The sequence below is a fragment of the Oxalobacteraceae bacterium OTU3CAMAD1 genome, from assembly GCA_024123915.1.
GTDB lineage: Bacteria > Pseudomonadota > Gammaproteobacteria > Burkholderiales > Burkholderiaceae_D > Rugamonas.
Map to the genome: position 1 here is coordinate 3,738,631 of CP099650.1, position 15,020 is coordinate 3,753,650.

Annotated in this window: 18 protein-coding genes; all 18 read right to left on the bottom strand. The window is 50.5% G+C overall.

Translation table 11 applies throughout. From position 1 onward, the window contains the following. Positions 1–6: 6 nt before the first annotated feature. Positions 7–2,139, bottom strand: coding sequence for an ATP-binding protein (locus tag NHH88_16260; protein USX17262.1), 2,133 nt, complete (start codon positions 2,137–2,139; stop codon positions 7–9). A gap of 127 nt (positions 2,140–2,266) precedes the next feature. Continuing rightward, a complete protein-coding gene (locus tag NHH88_16265; protein ID USX11277.1) occupies positions 2,267–3,592 on the bottom strand; it encodes an MFS transporter in 1,326 nt (441 codons plus the stop codon). A gap of 276 nt (positions 3,593–3,868) precedes the next feature. Continuing rightward, positions 3,869–4,516, bottom strand: coding sequence for a DUF1851 domain-containing protein (locus tag NHH88_16270; protein USX11278.1), 648 nt, complete (start codon positions 4,514–4,516; stop codon positions 3,869–3,871). Positions 4,517–4,578: 62 nt separating this feature from the next. Further along, positions 4,579–4,947 (bottom strand): hypothetical protein, encoded by a 369-nt coding sequence (locus NHH88_16275; GenBank protein USX11279.1) that lies wholly within the window; start codon positions 4,945–4,947, stop codon positions 4,579–4,581. Between the two features lie 78 nt (positions 4,948–5,025). Continuing rightward, positions 5,026–5,676, bottom strand: coding sequence for a DUF1851 domain-containing protein (locus NHH88_16280; GenBank protein ID USX11280.1), 651 nt, complete (start codon positions 5,674–5,676; stop codon positions 5,026–5,028). Positions 5,677–5,686: 10 nt separating this feature from the next. After that, positions 5,687–6,133, bottom strand: coding sequence for a hypothetical protein (locus tag NHH88_16285; protein ID USX11281.1), 447 nt, complete (start codon positions 6,131–6,133; stop codon positions 5,687–5,689). A gap of 24 nt (positions 6,134–6,157) precedes the next feature. After that, a complete protein-coding gene (locus tag NHH88_16290; protein ID USX11282.1) occupies positions 6,158–6,739 on the bottom strand; it encodes a suppressor of fused domain protein in 582 nt (193 codons plus the stop codon). Positions 6,740–6,923: 184 nt separating this feature from the next. Beyond that, positions 6,924–7,382, bottom strand: coding sequence for a hypothetical protein (locus tag NHH88_16295; protein USX11283.1), 459 nt, complete (start codon positions 7,380–7,382; stop codon positions 6,924–6,926). 40 nt (positions 7,383–7,422) lie between these two features. After that, positions 7,423–8,070 carry a DUF1851 domain-containing protein gene (locus NHH88_16300; GenBank protein ID USX11284.1) on the bottom strand — a complete coding sequence of 216 codons (648 nt, stop codon included), beginning with the start codon at positions 8,068–8,070 and terminating at the stop codon, positions 7,423–7,425. Positions 8,071–8,258: 188 nt separating this feature from the next. Next, entirely contained in the window at positions 8,259–8,909 is a 651-nt protein-coding gene (locus tag NHH88_16305; protein ID USX11285.1) for a DUF1851 domain-containing protein, read from the bottom strand. A 509-nt stretch (positions 8,910–9,418) separates the two neighbouring features. Continuing rightward, positions 9,419–9,826 carry a hypothetical protein gene (locus tag NHH88_16310; protein ID USX11286.1) on the bottom strand — a complete coding sequence of 136 codons (408 nt, stop codon included), beginning with the start codon at positions 9,824–9,826 and terminating at the stop codon, positions 9,419–9,421. Positions 9,827–9,964: 138 nt separating this feature from the next. Beyond that, positions 9,965–10,612 (bottom strand): DUF1851 domain-containing protein, encoded by a 648-nt coding sequence (locus NHH88_16315; protein USX11287.1) that lies wholly within the window; start codon positions 10,610–10,612, stop codon positions 9,965–9,967. 359 nt (positions 10,613–10,971) lie between these two features. Next, on the bottom strand, positions 10,972–11,637 hold the full coding sequence (locus tag NHH88_16320; protein USX11288.1) for a DUF1851 domain-containing protein: 666 nt from the start codon (positions 11,635–11,637) through the stop codon (positions 10,972–10,974). A gap of 58 nt (positions 11,638–11,695) precedes the next feature. After that, a complete protein-coding gene (locus NHH88_16325; protein USX11289.1) occupies positions 11,696–12,109 on the bottom strand; it encodes an immunity 70 family protein in 414 nt (137 codons plus the stop codon). Between the two features lies 1 nt (position 12,110). After that, positions 12,111–12,458 carry a hypothetical protein gene (locus NHH88_16330; GenBank protein USX11290.1) on the bottom strand — a complete coding sequence of 116 codons (348 nt, stop codon included), beginning with the start codon at positions 12,456–12,458 and terminating at the stop codon, positions 12,111–12,113. 311 nt (positions 12,459–12,769) lie between these two features. Then, a complete protein-coding gene (locus tag NHH88_16335; GenBank protein ID USX11291.1) occupies positions 12,770–13,228 on the bottom strand; it encodes an Imm30 family immunity protein in 459 nt (152 codons plus the stop codon). Beyond that, entirely contained in the window at positions 13,225–14,106 is an 882-nt protein-coding gene (locus tag NHH88_16340; protein USX11292.1) for a hypothetical protein, read from the bottom strand. The genes NHH88_16335 and NHH88_16340 overlap by 4 nt, the downstream gene beginning before the upstream one ends. Next, entirely contained in the window at positions 14,106–15,017 is a 912-nt protein-coding gene (locus NHH88_16345; protein USX11293.1) for a DUF4123 domain-containing protein, read from the bottom strand. The genes NHH88_16340 and NHH88_16345 overlap by 1 nt, the downstream gene beginning before the upstream one ends. Positions 15,018–15,020: the final 3 nt, after the last annotated feature.

A 15,020-nucleotide genomic window follows, 5' to 3' on the forward strand; every position in this document is an offset into this window, starting at 1 on the left:
GCCGCGTCAGGCGCTGGCCTGGCGCAGCATCGCCAGCAGTTCGGGCAGCACTACCGGCTTGAGCAAATGGTGGTCGAAGCCGGCCGCGCGCGAGCGCGCGCGGTCCTCGGCGGCGCCCCAGCCGGTCAGGGCGGTGAGCGTGACCTGTTCCAGACCCGCAAGCTTGCGCATGGCGCGCGCCGTGGCATAGCCGTCCATGTCGGGCATGCCGATGTCGAGCAACACGACTTGCGGCTGGAATTCCTCCGCGATGGCCAGCGCGGCGGCGCCATCGTAGGCGACGCGCGTGACGTGGCCGTCGCTGTCCAACAAATCCCGAAGGGTGTCGGCGGCGTCGTGGTTGTCGTCGGTGATCAGCACGCGCAGCGGGGCTGCCGAGTGCCGTTGGCCGGTGGCCGACGGCGGCGTCGCGGGCTGCGGCGCGTGGTCGATCGCGGCCAACGGCAGCCGGATCGAGAACGTGCTGCCCAGGCCAACGCCGGGACTGGCCGCCGTGACGGTTCCGCCATGCAACTCCAACAGCCTGCGCACCAGCGACAGTCCGATGCCCAATCCGCCTTTGGAGTGGGCGATGCTGCGCCCGACCTGGGTGAACATCTCGAACACGCTGTCGATCGACTCGGCCGGGATGCCGATGCCGTTGTCGGCCACCTCGATCAGCAGCCCGCCGTCCACAAACCGCGCCGAGATGGCGATGCGGCCTCCCTGCGGCGTGTACTTGGCCGCGTTCGACAACAGGTTGCTGAGTACCTGGCTGAGCCTGACGACGTCGACATCGACGATTGCCGCCTCGTCGGGCAGGCTGATCGCCAGAGTATGGCCGGCCGCGTCCAGCAGCGGCTGGCTCGTTTCCACCGCCGAGGCGACCAGCGTTTTGAGCTCGGCGTGCTCCCTCTTCAGCACCAGCTTGCCGCTGGAGACGCGCGCGATGTCCAGCAGGTCGTTAATCAGATGGACCATGTGCGACACCTGGCGCTCCATCATCGCCCGCACGTTGCCCATCGTGCGCGGATCGCCGCCGGCCAGCTTCATCAGCTCCAGGCCGTTGCGCACCGGCGCCAGCGGGTTGCGCAGCTCGTGGGCGAGGGTGGCCAGGAATTCGGACTTGTGGCGGTCGGACGCGCGCAGCGCCTCGGTCGAACGGACCCGCTCGATATGCGCCCAGCAGCGTTCCACCACGTCTTCCACCAGCGCCACTTCGTCGGCCGACCACGCGCGCGGTTGTTGCTGGTGCACGGCCATCATCGCCACCAACTTGCCGCCCTTGACCAGCGGACAGCAGATGATGGCCTTGATGCCGATCTGGTTAAACATCTCGTAGCCGTCGCCGGATGCCAGCTCGGTATCGACGTTGTTGATTTGCAGGGTTTTTCCCACACGCAGATTGCCGGTGGCGCGGCTGCCGAACAGGTCGAGCGAATACACGCCGACAGTGCTGAAGGCGCCCTCGACCGTCCAGTCATGCCGGATCGTGAAGCGGTCGTTGTCCGCCTCCAGGTCGGCGTAGGCCACGCGGGTGACGTCCAGGTGCTGGCCCAGCAGGCGGGTGGCCTCAGCCATGATGGTCTTGGCGTCGGCGGCGATGCTGGTGGCCTTGCCGATGGTGTCGAGCAGGCGCAGGCGCTCCTCGACCCGTTTCTTCCCGGTGGTTTCCGAACAGACGCAGAAGACGCCGGCCACCGCGCCGGTCTCGTCGCGCACCGGGCTGACCGAGAACGTCGCGTACATCTGCTCCGGATAGCCGTGGCGGTGCAGCAGGAAGGGCTGATCCTCCGCGTAGGTGCAGACGCCGGCCATGGCACCGTTCAACATCGGGCCGACCACGTGCCAGATGTCGCTCCAGACTTCGTTGAAGGGCTTGCCCAGGATCAGCTCTGGTTGATCGCCGAGTCCGCCGAGGATGGGGCGATAGGCGTCGTTGAACAGCAGGTGCAGCCCCGGTCCCCAGGCGATGTACATCGGGTGGCTGGAGCCGAGCATGATGCTGACGGTCGTGCGCAGCGCTGGCGGCCAGCTCTCAAGCGGACCCAGCGGTGTCGCCGCCCAATCGAACGTGCGCAGCAGTTCTCCCATGGTTCCGCCCCCGGCGGCGAAGGCGATGTTGTGGGCGGGGTGGGGCGGAGACTGACGATGCGGCATGGGCTAACTTTTCCGGTGGCGGTGGCGGATGGCGGGCTTGTTCTGGACAAACCCATCCCGATAGGCGAACGATAGCATTTCCTTTCGCCGGGGATGGGTTTGTACCGTACGGTGCGGCCGCCCGGCCTCAGGCGTTAAGCGGACGGTCCTTGATGAACAGCGCCGTGAGCGCGCCGATGCCGCACAGCGCCATAACGTAGTAGGCCGGCGCCAGCGGCTGGGTTTTCAGCATCAACGTCACCATGATGGGCGTCAGGCCGCCGAAGATCGCATAGGCCACGTTGTAGGAGAACGACAAGCCGGAGAAGCGCACCGGCGCCGGGAAGGCGCGCACCATTGCGCTCGGCACCACACCGACCACGCCCACGCTCAGCCCCAGCAGGGCGTACAGCGGCATCAGCAACTGCGGTTGGGTTTTGAGCGTGGTGTAAAACACATAAGTGCAGATTGCCAGCAGCCCGGCGCCGGCGATGAGCATGCGTCGCGCGCCAAGCCGGTCGGCCAGCACGCCGTAGATCACGCACCCAACAGCCAGCGACAAGGTCGCCACGGTGTTGGCGGGGAGTGCGGTACGGGCGTCGAAGCCGTAGACCTTTTGCAGCAGCGCCGGCGTCATCAGGATCACCACGACGATCGCGGCCGACAGCATCCACGTCAGCAGCATCGACAGCGCGACGGCCTTGCGGTGCTCACGCAGCACGGCCTTCAGCGGCATCTCGGCGGCGAGCGCCTTACGCTGCTGCAGCTCGACAAAGACCGGCGTCTCATGCAGCCAGCGCCGCAGATACATCGCGCCCAGGCCGAACACGCCGCCCAGCACGAACGGCAGGCGCCAGCCGTAGTCCAGCACCTCCGCAGGCGTGAACACGCTGTTGATGCCGGTGGCCACCAGCGAGCCGAGCAGGATGCCGAAGGTCAGGCCGGCGGTCAGGGTGCCGCAGGCGTAGCCGATGTGGCGCGCCGGCACGTGTTCTGACACGAACACCCACGCGCCGGGCACCTCGCCACCGACGGCGGCCCCTTGGCACACGCGCAGGAAGAGCAGTAGCAGGGGAGCGGCCAGGCCGATGCTGGCGTAGGTCGGCAGCAGGCCGATCAGCAAGGTCGGCACCGCCATCAGCAGGATCGACAGATTGAACATCTTCTTGCGCCCCAGCAGGTCGCCGAAGTGGGCCATGACCATGCCGCCCAACGGGCGCACCACGTAGCCGGCGGCGAAGATGCCGAAGGTCTGGAACAGCCGCAGCCAGTCCGGCATCGTCGGCGGGAAAAACAGCGCGCCGATCGAGGTGGCGAAAAAGACGAAGATGATGAAGTCGTAGAATTCCAGCGCGCCGCCGAGCGCGGCCAGCGACAGGGTTTTGTAGTCCTGGCGGGTGAGGGGGCGTTCGGGGGCGCTTTGGCCCGATGCGGCCTTGGCGAGCGATGCTTTGTCGTTTTCTTTATTTTGCATAAGGTTTCGCCTCGTTGGAGTGTTCGATAGCCGGCGTTTCTTCGCTTTGCGGTGGCCGGCTGGGCAAAAGCATTATACAAAGAGAAAGTTGATCGTAGGGGTGGGGGATGCCCGAGGCGGCTATTTGCGGTTGTCTGCGGAGACGATCTCCAGACCCGGTCCAGGTGCTGTTTCCAGGCGAGTAGGAGGGAGGAGCAGGGCCTCGTCATGTTTGTGTTGGCGGTTGAACGATGGCTGACCGAGGACGCGTACTGGCGACTTGACCGGGGATAGCACTTACAGATGTCGCCTCACATCGACGTGTAAAATCTCAACCTCCGCCAATCGCTCAAGAAGAATCAAATGTTCAATTATTTTTACTTTAACAAGATTCTCAAGCTTAGGTATCCCACCGATGCATAACGCAGGTTCAAAGCCGTACATTTCATCGGATGTCAAAGGACCAAGTTTTTTCAACGCTCTTTTAAACAGAGGTTTTTCCGTGTCGTCGGAAAAATCGACATCATCTGGTTCGTTTTCGCTAATAAAATATTGAAGCGCTTTTGTGTCGTCTTCGTGGTTCAGTGTCTCGTCTGGCGGAGTTGTGATAAGAAATCCTGACAATGAATCAATGGTTACAGATTGTCCAGTTTGTTTGTTCCATAAAAACACACGGCCAAACGCCGTCCTTGCAATAGCAAAATAATTTTGCTTGTCACTGATGGTCGCTCTGTCTAACCACACCTCTACGACGGGAAGGTAATCCTGGGGGTTGGTAATCCAATAAAGTCCACTGTTATATCCGCCCCAGCCGTGTATCTGCCAATACTCAAGTAATTTGTTTGGCAACCTACCTCTAAAATTTTCTATCTCTGCACTTTCAGGTTGGGCCTTGCTGAACTGTGGACCAAAATCTGACAAGAACATCTCAAAATATTCATCCATAATTAATCTTTATGTTGTAATGGCCGAAAAACCGCACCGAACAGCAGTTTTCGAGAAGCCGATCATGGTGCCGGTATGCCTGTGCAACCATCTGCGAGGCTAATACGCCATTTTCCCATATCTTTATATTCAAATAGGACTTTGTAGTCAAAGCTGTTATCGACGGTTAAAAGCAGCAATCTAGGGCTATCCTCCATCTCGTTTATCAGTTCTAAGGAGAGTTGGTCCATCGCATCGAAAAAATCATCGTGAGTCAAGGCACTGACAATGAAGACGTCACTTGGGGTTGTGTACGACGCGCATGATTCATGCATGCGTTCTTCAGCGTAAAAACGGTAAAATGCGCGCTGGAATAAAAAATCTAACTCCTGTGCCTTCTCAACAAATAATTTACCCATTTCTGAAATCAAATCCGTTTCGCGTCTTTTCATCTTCATGCCTTAGTTATAGATGTTTCATTCTCGATGCTGATTACCGCAATTAGATTGCAGAATTCTCGACGGCGACGGCTATTGCAAATGCCGGCCAACATCTATGTGCATTATCTCGATTTCGCCGAAACGCTCTAAAAGTATCAGATGTTCAATTGTCTTGAATTTGCGAATGTTTTCCAGGACGGGCATGCCGCCTATACAGAGTGCCGGCTCAAAGCCGTACATCTCGTCTTCGGCAACGGGCCCCAGTTTCTTCAGCGCCCGTTTAAATAATTTCTTCTCTTTCACATCTTCTATATCGAGACGATCTGGCTCTTTTCCAATAAGGAAGGACTGTAATGGGATGGTGTCGTCGCCAGCCACCACCTTTTTATTAGGTGGGGAAGTAATAATTTGCGAGTCTAGGGACACAATTGTTACAGTTTGGCCAGCTTCCTTATTCCACAGGAAAATACGACCAAACGCAGTGCGCGCGATTGCTAAATAGTCGCTCTTATTTTCGATCTGAGTGCTTTCCAACCAAGTTTCGACGACTGAAACGTAGTCGTCTGGATTCACCAACCAAAAAAGGCCCTCATAGTAACCACACCATCCGTAAAGCTTCCAGTATTCGAGAAGCTGTTCGGGTAAACGTCCAGAAAATCTGTCTATTTGCTGAGGCGATGGCTGCACCTTCGTGAACTGTGGGCCTAGTTCTGACAGAAACATTTCATAAAATTCGTCCATGGCGTTCCTCTCAAGCGACATCAAATGCTTTATATGGCTGGAAGTTATGAACCAACTTATCAAACCTTCCTTTTGCTATCGCAGTAACCGAGACATCGTCTTTATTGTGTAGCCCTGTTGACGATATTCCAAGTGCAGGGAAAAATAATATCCCTGCATACTCCAAGGGGGAATCAATTTTACTCAACTTACTTAACGCAGTCTTGTCATGAAATATGTCAATATTATTTATTAGCAAGGTAACATTTGGACGAAACAGCATTTCTAATATTTTTGATCCATTCATAGAAAAAATGAATTCAATTTCATCATAAACAAGTTTTAGCTCATTTCCCCGGGTCTTTGAAAGGCGAACTGGAGTTCCAAATATCTTCTCACACTCGATTTTTGACGTGGAGAACGGCACGCGCTGGGTCCCAACGTACGGCGCAAGAATGTGGCTGCCGCTAACATCCATTTTCAGGACCTCCCATGAGTTAATTCAGGCTACAGATGCTCTATTCGCGTCGTATATATCTAGATCCGCTTCTTCAAATAACTTTTCCAGCTGTGCGGCGCCGAACGAACTAACAAAAGCGGCTTCAGCTTTGGAAATTGGAACCGCCAGCAGCCACGCAATTTCCTTCTCATCTGTCGTAAGTCCACTTAGTCTGTCGTTCCATAAGAACGGCGGACAAAAATATAGATCGCTGAGAGTACTAGACGCTTGATACATTGAAACTATATCTGGGAAAATTACTCCTGGAGCACAGAACCACTTCGTGTTAATTATGCAGAAAGCGGCGGTGGCTATCATGTTATCAAAGTTCTTAAAATTAGACCGGCAAGCACCAATTATTTCCGTCCTAACTTCAATTTCTTTTTCATCTTTTAGCAGCGGGTAAGCGCTTAGGCCAACTGTCGAGTAAGTATCTACGCCCCGTTGAGGACTATCTTCTGCTCTAAATAGAACTACCGATTTTTCGCGATTGTCATCCCAGTAATCGGTGTAAGTTTTTCTGTCAGAGAATATTTCGCTGCTTATCTTATTAGCTATTATCTTTTGATGTGGCGTAGCTCGCAATGTTTTCACCTACAAAATATTGGTACGGATTCTAATAGGGCACCACTCTACATAAGTTCGCCAGCGTATTCCCCGACGACTGTTGGAGCGTTGGGCTATTGCGTCAAGCGTTCTCCGCCATTGGTAGTGATTGCTAGAATAAGGATGAACTCAGGTCGGCAAAGCGACGATACTGTTCGGAATATCATTTTTCCTCTAAGTGATCAATGTTCAGTTCACGAGGTGTTATGTCAGCCATGATTATTCTTCGTAACAAACCTCTTTTATTTCTTAGCGATACAGCGCGCACTGCAAATATCGGCGAGAACTGAAGATTCTCTATCTTTGTATGATTGATTATAACCGGTGTGTCGAAATAAATATTTCTGGGGTCTTCCCCAGAGAGGTGCCACTTCCCATCGAAAGTCTCTCTGACGATTTCGCCGACATACCGTGCAAACGTCACTACCCAGCCCTGCTTTTCATCAGTACTGCAATCTTCCGTCACCTGGAAAAAAAGTTCTTCTAAATTCTCCAAACTCGCCATATCCAAGGCAAGCGGAATATTTCTTTTTTCAGCCTCCGACTCAACCGCTTCAAGTTGGTCATCCATGATAAAAAGGAAATGATCAAATTTATCTTTGGCTTTATCGTTGTTAGGCATTGGAGCTATCCTTATACCTGAAGGCCGATCCTGCAAAGCGTTAAATATTTCTGCTTACATCGATGTGCAGGACTTCTACGGCGCCCAGCTGCTGCAATAGAACAAGCTGCTCAGCCATCTTTACTTTCACTAAGTTTTCTAACCTCGGCATCCCACCGATAGTTAGCGCGGGTTCAAAACCGTACATCTCGTCAGATTCTAAAATCCCTAATTTCTTTACAGCTCGTTTAAATATAGGTTTGTCTTTATTGTCGTCGAAATCTAGTGCGCTTGCGACCTGGCCGGAGAAAAAGCATTTTATTGTGAAGTCGGAGTTTCCGCTAACCACATCGAGATCTGGCGGGGACGTGAATATTTGTGCGTAATGAGGCGAGATGGTAATGGTTTGTCCTGCTCTCTGATCCCATAAAAATAGCTGCCCGAACGCGGTTCTTGCGATAGCATGATATTTTGTATCATTGCTGATCTCGACGTGTTTAAGCCAAGCTGCAATTGCAAATGATAATTCGTCTGGATTCGTTATCCAAAATAAACCATCATGAAAGCCGCCCCAGCCGTATATGCGCCAATAATCAAGCAATGCTTCAGGTAGGGCACCTCTATATTTTTCAACTTGAGCAGCGCTCGGAACTACTTTTTTAATTTGCGGACCGAACTCATCCATAAAGACTTGATAAAATTCATCCATTTTTTCCTTAGCCCATCGGGAAGTGAGTTTGCTGTTGAGGTCGCCGGCTAATGGAATTTGCAATAGTGGAACGTGCAGAAGCTGCGCGTCTTCCTTACCAGGCCTGAGCTAGTTGCGGCGCTCGGGGCTGCGAGGCTTAGGTCTCTTCGCTACAGCCCCGCATACGCCACGTGCGCCGGCAAACGAGCTCAGGACACTTGCCCGCTGACATCAATAGGAATAATTTCTATTTCCCCCAGTTGTTTGAGCAACAGGAGATGTTCAAGCATCTTGACCTTCACAAGATTTTCCAGGCGCGGCATTCCACCGAGGCACAACGCTGGTTCAAAACCATACATTTCATCTGCTTTCAACTTACCAAGTTTTTTTAAGGATTTTTTAAATAGAGGCTTTTCATTTTCGTCCTCAAGGTCAAGACCTTCGGGATCCTGATCGCTAAAAAATGACGCAATCGCGGAATCCGGGCGAGTTAGTACTCTTATGTCATCTGGATAGGAATATAGGGTGGCGTCTAGCGTGACTATTGTGCCAGTTTGTCCACTTTTTTCACCCCATAAAAATAATTCACCAAATGCAGTGCGGGCAACGACGTGGTAGGTATCCCGATCTTCGACACCGGATCCCGCGAGCCACTTTTCCACGATTGGCTCGAACTCGGCGGGATTAGCTATCCAGAAAAGTCCATCTTTATAGCCACCCCACCCATAATTTTTCCAATACTCCAGTAAACGAACTGGTAACTTTCCTTGATACTTCTCTATGTCGCTAGGCTGTGGCTGTTGCTGTGATTGGACCGCTGCACCAAAGGTTTTTAAAAAATAATCAAAATCTTCATCCATTCCAAACCTCCCGATGAATTTGTACGCAGAATGGTGTAGATATGAACCTAACTTTATGTTGCATCGTTTCAGTCAGTGTTTTCGGAATTACAGCCAGCCAATACAAACAAATCTATTTTTCTTCTAAGTGATCGATCTCTACGGACCTAGGTTCAACCTGCGACATGACAGCTCTGCGTAACAAACCAGGTCGTTTTCTAAGAGAGTATGCATGCATGACACTTAGTGCAGGGAACTCCAATCCATCTATCTTAGTGTGGCCGATGATTACGGGCATGTTGAAGTTTATATTCTTCGGATTGTCCAGCGGGATATGCCATTTTCCACCAAAAGTCTCACGCACAATCTCCCCTATATGGCTCGGCAATTTTCTCAAGACCTTCAAGTTGGTCGTCCATGATAAAAATGAATCTATCGAATTTTTCTCGTTCATCCATATGTTTTATTTCCGGTTTCGGTATCGTCGTCTAAAGCTATAGTCGAATGTCTGAACACTCCAGGCATTAAAATCACTCAACAAAATTATTTTGTTGGGGATCATAGATTACTACGCCTCTTATTTCGCGTAGGAAATCCATCAAATAGATTATCTGATTGGTGTATTGTTGTCCATCATCATTTCCAAAAACAACTCTAATCCTTCGATTAATTCTCGAAAGATCGAATGAATTGAAGGATTTTGTCCTTTCTTGAATCTCTAATGAATCCGCCCTAACTGTTTCGCCCTCTTCAAAGCTGACGCGGGCAAGCCATTTATCCCACTTGAGGACCAATGTTTCGTTTTTTGCAAAAGGCAACTTTTCGCGCTGTAGCGAAAAGTTTTCATTTTGAAGTTGGTTTTTTAGATCTTTTGCAAGGGATTCATATGACAACTGCGGCGCTTCATTGGTTAATAATCCGTATAGCGCAAATGTCACAATTAATTCCTCCAGCGGGAAGTCGCGTGATGTCAATACTATAAATTCATTAGACAACGGATCATAGTGAATTAGGTTTTCGTCCGGCTGGCCGAGTGAGTATGCGGGTTGAAGCGAAATAAGTAAGTTCTGTCAATTCTAGAGGTGCCGGCTTACGTCCATGTGGAGTATTTCAATCTTGCCAAACTGTTGCAGTAAAATTAGATGTTCAATTACCTTAACTTTGACGAGGTTGTCCAGTTTTGGGGCGCCGCCGATGACTAGAGCGGGCTCAAAACCATACATCTCGTCAGCCCTTAAAGCACCAAGTTTTTTTACGGCACGTTTAAAGATCTTCTTCTCTTTTTCATCTTCAATATCTAAAGCATCGGGCTCCTTCGTCGCCATAAATGCCTCTACAGCACTTACCTCATCTCCGGCGAGAACAGATCTATTCGGCGGCGTGGTAATTATCTCGGAAAAAAGCCCGCTAATCGTGGCGGTTTGCCCAGTGGATTTATTCCATAAAAACACACGGCCAAATGCTGTTCTGGCAATTGCAAAGTAGCTATCGACGCCTTCGATACCAGTGTTGCTCAGCCAAGCATCGACAACCCTAGTGTAGTCACTAGGATTTACCAGCCAAAATAGCCCGTTGTGGAAACCGCCCCAATTATGGTCCTGCCAATACTCAAGTAACTTATCAGGCAATTTGCCTCGAAATTTTTTGATATCCGATGGCAATGGCTGAACCTTATTAAACTGCGGACCAAAATTTTCTAGAAAATATTCAAAACATTCATCCATATTTATTTTATTGCCGGCTCGCATTCTATACAATTGAGATCACGAAAAGTTCTTATCGACAAAGGTCCTCGCAAAATCTTCGGGGCTAACTGACACCCCTTTGCTTGCAGCCATATCCAGATTTCGTTGCCAAATATTTTTTATTTGCGCGAGAAGTGTATCTGGGAAATCCATAGTCTTCGCGACATCTCTTTCCACGTTCCAGTCACGCCGAGGGCAACCCTCAGTTTTGGCTCCATTGAAACCAGAGTTGCCACCTGCTCAGATGTTAGTTGGTCTATCGAATCTAATATGTAGCATTCGATTAATCTTAGTAAAGGCTTGCCTGCATATCTGTCCATAATATGGCACTCTTGGAATTAGCTGCCCACGTGTCTACTGATGTCCAAATGAGTTACTTCTATCTGCCCTAGCTGAGACAGTAAAACCAAATGCTCAATCATTTTAACCTTAACTAAATTTTCTAGCTTTGGAACTCCTCCAATACTCAGGGCAGGCTCAAATCCATACATCTCATCAACTTTTAAAGGCCCTAATTTTTTAAGCGCGCGCGCGAACAAAGGCTTTTCTTTATGATCCTCAAAATCAAAGTTCTTTTTCTCCTTTGAAAGGAAAAAAGATGTGATTGCGGTGTCCGATTTCGAAGGATCCAATCGTGGCTCCACCGTGGTGATCATCGAAATTAAAGGATCAATTATGATGCTGCTCCCGGTACTTTTTCCCCACAAATATAATTTCCCGAACGCGCCTCTTGCGACGACATTATAGCTATCTTGTTTAAAAAAATTCAGCGAGCCCAGCCATGCGTCAAGTATGGGTGTAAATTGATCTGGGTTAGTGCTCCACATGAGTCCGTTGGCGTAGCCACTCCATCCGACTTCTGTCCAAAATTCCAAAAGTGTCGCCGGAAGCTCTTCTCTATATTTGGATAACTCGATAGGACAACACAAACTGCCAAGTGTTAGGCCCATTGCGTCCCCATGTCGCGGGAACTCTACCAAGAACTCTTCAAAGTATGGGCTCATATCTTCAATACGACTTCCTGTGAAGCACAGAATCGGAGCAAAATTTGGTCTGCTTCAGCTACTGAAATAAAATTGGTTTTCCGCTCGATATGCTTATTTGCGCAAGCTGTTCCAAACGGTCGACAAGTGGCTCGCCATCAATGTCAAAAAAACATTCAAGCAATGTCTTTGGATCAATTCCGAAAGTTCTCGACACCTCTTTTTTCCATTCGGAGTTAGGCTCGATAGGTGGATATTGCTGCAGTGTTTCCTTGACCTGTTTCAACTCTTTAAGCAGCTGTCGAGCCTCTTCACTCGTCCACTCACCGTCACAGTCGGAATGAGTATTAAGGACTTTGCAAACGCTTCCAATGTTGCCTTTTTCAACAGTTGAAGCAACGGCATCGCGGAAGAAGTTGAAGTCTGCATATAAGCCGACGTCGACACCTTCCAATTCGTTTTCTTCATCAAATACGCAAAGATATAAGCCCATGTCATTTTCGTTCCATTTTAATGAGGCCGTTCATGCTTCTCACGAAGTCCCTGAGCGTGACATGAACTTTTGTCTCTTTGGTTAGTTGAATGATAAATTTCTTATTGCGGGTCTTTGCTATATAGGCCAGCATCCTTATCTGGTAAGTCAGGCGAAGTTGAGATGTATTTTTTATCAAATATAATTTATCCCCCATCTCAGCATCAGGCTTGGCGCATCGAGGAGTTTGATGTTTTGTATAAGAAAATTCCATCGATATCTCATTTGGATTTTGATGGTTGGGGAAGCGCTGTGCCAATGGACGTTCCAGTAAATATGACTCCCAATATTTGCTGCTGCCTGCGTTCATAGCGACTGAATAGCACCGGTCACGCAGGCGGCCATTCTGATGCTTTAAACGAGCTTAGCGATCTTCACCAAGAAAGTGTGGCGGGGGTGATCGCTGCACATTCAAGTTGTTGTCCTAGTTCCAACAGGAATCTTTCATAACATTCGTCCGTCACGACCTTGCTATTTACTGCCTCACTATTGCTGGTCCTCACATCAACTCGCCAACCACAGCTGCACGCCTTTGCGGATGGCAAAGGCTTTCTTCAATGTAATTATTTTTACCACGAAAGTATAGTCACCGAGATATATTTTTCAATGCGTTTTCAGCAATTACTTGGTCGCTACGAGCACTGCTACGGTTTTGCTTAAGAAATCCGTGCTTTGTCCGTTGATTCGGTTGCAAAGATCTTCCACTGATTTTTTTACACTTGCGTCACTTTTGACCAAGGCCCGAATCAGCTCGCGTTTTGTTTCCTCACTATTTAATATACGCATTAAAACAATTGATGCCCATTTTGGCGCAGTAGTAAGTATATGTGGTATAGCGGCTAAGAATCCGGCCACATATTCTTGGTCGTCAAATGCTTCTGCCGTGTGGATGACTGAAAACATCCCTTCGTCGAACGAAAAATCGTCTTCCAGCGATAGCAATAAAAACGCAACGGATACGGGATCTCTTTCTTCAGCGATAGTTTCCAGTGAGCTGTCAATACTTTTAACTGATTGTTCGTCATTGGATTTAATGGCAAACGTAAGTTTCTCAAATGCAGATACAAGAGTTGGATTCATTTTTTTCCTGATTTCTTAAATATTTCGGGAAAGCCCTCTTTATTTTTTTTGATTAAGTCTTGAAGGCCTTCGCGAATTTTCGGTTCATACAAGCCATCTTTTTGATAGATCTGTCGAGCGTCCTTCACACCCGCTGCTAAAGCATCCCGAGGTGGCATTTTGGCGTCGGCAGTGGTGCCATACGTAAATGTTTCCCTGTGACGTCCACCAGTGCCTGGTACGGGTTGCTCCATATTTATTGCAATGCCGTCGTTTCTGGAAACTCCATGCTGTTCCATATGCTTCGCCGAAGGTATATGGTTCGGCGTAATGTTATCGCCCTTTTTTCCTGCCTTAACTAATTCTTTATATGACGCTACGTCACCCTCCGTGGCTAGGAGTTTTTTAGGTTTAACGCCAGAGGACGCGCAATCTTCGCAGTCTTTGTCTTTCTTCACCGACTGCTTTTCCTGCTGAGTCAGACCCTCTTTGGTGCCTTTAGCTTCCTTGGCCTCTTTAGCGAGTTTAGCTTCTTTGGCTGCAGCTTCTATTGCCTCAGCTTCTTTTTTTGCCTTCTTGAGATCGTTGACTGTTTTTGTCAGCGTGGCTACTTTCGCTTGTAGCGCAGCGATAGATTTTGTTGCACGAACTGCCTTCATCGGCTTCGCAACCGCGTCCCCGAGGTAGGGCACCATGCTGACCGTGCTCAGCGCTGCGCCCCAATAATCTCCCCTTGCAATGGATATACCCGCGCCGACAAGGTCCGAGGTCGGCGTCGGATCAACCAGTCCAGCTGCGTCGGCCGCAGCGCCGGCAATCTCCAACTTCAAGTCCTTGTCCGCTTTGGCCAACGCCGTCGTGGCATCGGTCAGCTTTTTGGTGATGTTTGTAAGATCCATTATGCGCGCCCGCCGTGTGGATCGGCCGGAAGTTCGAACAGTGCATCCATGCGCTTGCTTGCGGTGATTTGCTCCCAAGCTTCGCTTGGCAGGGCACTGATCATATTGCTGAGCCGATCCGACGGGGGTACATCCTCGGCTTTGAGGTAGGACTTCACCATGGCGTTGTCGTCGAACGACGGCGACACGGTCATCATCAACCCCGCGAACAGATGCTGGGCCGCAGCATCGTTGATGCCGTAGCTGTTTGCACGAGCGACGGCAGTAATGGCAATCTCGCGCAACATGTTTGGTTTGATGCCAGTGATCTCATCCGGACAGGTATCCCGCCATTGCTGGATGATGCTGTCATACAGGTTTTCTTTGTCGAAGTACATGAGCTGATCGCGTTGCGCAAGCGTGAGACTGATTGGCGTGAAGGCAAAGCGCGCGATGTCAGCCGATGTGGCGGGCTCGATACCAATAGCGTAACGTTCTTCGCGGCGCGGCTCCCACGCGATCCAACTGCTTACCGGGGCGAAGAAATACCGCTTTTGTTGCGCGTTCAACGCCGATGGGAGGCCCAGCAAAATTCGCGGATCATAGAACCGCAGTACGACTTGCTGATCATCATTGATCTCGCACTGCAACCGCCGGGTAAGCATGGGGGCAAGAACGGGCAGGGCGTAAGGGCTGCCGATCCAGCTCACGCTTGGCGAGGCCTGCTCCAACTCTTCCAGCCATGCGATGAGTTTGTCGTTGTCGCGCGGCGTGGCAATCAGCAGCGGTGCTGCTGTCACTAGATGTTCCTCGGGCGTGCCGTCGAAAAGCGACTTCCATTGCACATCTGCGAAGCGCGTTGTCAGGTCGCGGAAAGCATGCTCATGCGCGGAGCAGTCGAGCAGAGCATAGGTGTAGGTTTGTGTTTCCATGAA

What these genes read in the sequence shown, in the direction of transcription:
- NHH88_16260 (USX17262.1), bottom strand. Translation starts at nt 2,139, where the DNA reads ATGCCGCATCGTCAGTCTCCGCCCCACCCCGCCCACAACATCGCCTTC.
- NHH88_16275 (USX11279.1), bottom strand. Translation starts at nt 4,947, where the DNA reads ATGAAAAGACGCGAAACGGATTTGATTTCAGAAATGGGTAAATTATTT.
- NHH88_16340 (USX11292.1), bottom strand. Translation starts at nt 14,106, where the DNA reads ATGGATCTTACAAACATCACCAAAAAGCTGACCGATGCCACGACGGCG.
- NHH88_16315 (USX11287.1), bottom strand. Translation starts at nt 10,612, where the DNA reads ATGGATGAATGTTTTGAATATTTTCTAGAAAATTTTGGTCCGCAGTTT.
- NHH88_16325 (USX11289.1), bottom strand. Translation starts at nt 12,109, where the DNA reads ATGGGCTTATATCTTTGCGTATTTGATGAAGAAAACGAATTGGAAGGT.
- NHH88_16265 (USX11277.1), bottom strand. Translation starts at nt 3,592, where the DNA reads ATGCAAAATAAAGAAAACGACAAAGCATCGCTCGCCAAGGCCGCATCG.
- NHH88_16270 (USX11278.1), bottom strand. Translation starts at nt 4,516, where the DNA reads ATGGATGAATATTTTGAGATGTTCTTGTCAGATTTTGGTCCACAGTTC.
- NHH88_16285 (USX11281.1), bottom strand. Translation starts at nt 6,133, where the DNA reads ATGGATGTTAGCGGCAGCCACATTCTTGCGCCGTACGTTGGGACCCAG.
- NHH88_16305 (USX11285.1), bottom strand. Translation starts at nt 8,909, where the DNA reads ATGGATGAAGATTTTGATTATTTTTTAAAAACCTTTGGTGCAGCGGTC.
- NHH88_16280 (USX11280.1), bottom strand. Translation starts at nt 5,676, where the DNA reads ATGGACGAATTTTATGAAATGTTTCTGTCAGAACTAGGCCCACAGTTC.
- NHH88_16335 (USX11291.1), bottom strand. Translation starts at nt 13,228, where the DNA reads ATGAATCCAACTCTTGTATCTGCATTTGAGAAACTTACGTTTGCCATT.
- NHH88_16300 (USX11284.1), bottom strand. Translation starts at nt 8,070, where the DNA reads ATGGATGAATTTTATCAAGTCTTTATGGATGAGTTCGGTCCGCAAATT.
- NHH88_16345 (USX11293.1), bottom strand. Translation starts at nt 15,017, where the DNA reads ATGGAAACACAAACCTACACCTATGCTCTGCTCGACTGCTCCGCGCAT.
- NHH88_16330 (USX11290.1), bottom strand. Translation starts at nt 12,458, where the DNA reads ATGAACGCAGGCAGCAGCAAATATTGGGAGTCATATTTACTGGAACGT.
- NHH88_16295 (USX11283.1), bottom strand. Translation starts at nt 7,382, where the DNA reads ATGCCTAACAACGATAAAGCCAAAGATAAATTTGATCATTTCCTTTTT.
- NHH88_16320 (USX11288.1), bottom strand. Translation starts at nt 11,637, where the DNA reads ATGAGCCCATACTTTGAAGAGTTCTTGGTAGAGTTCCCGCGACATGGG.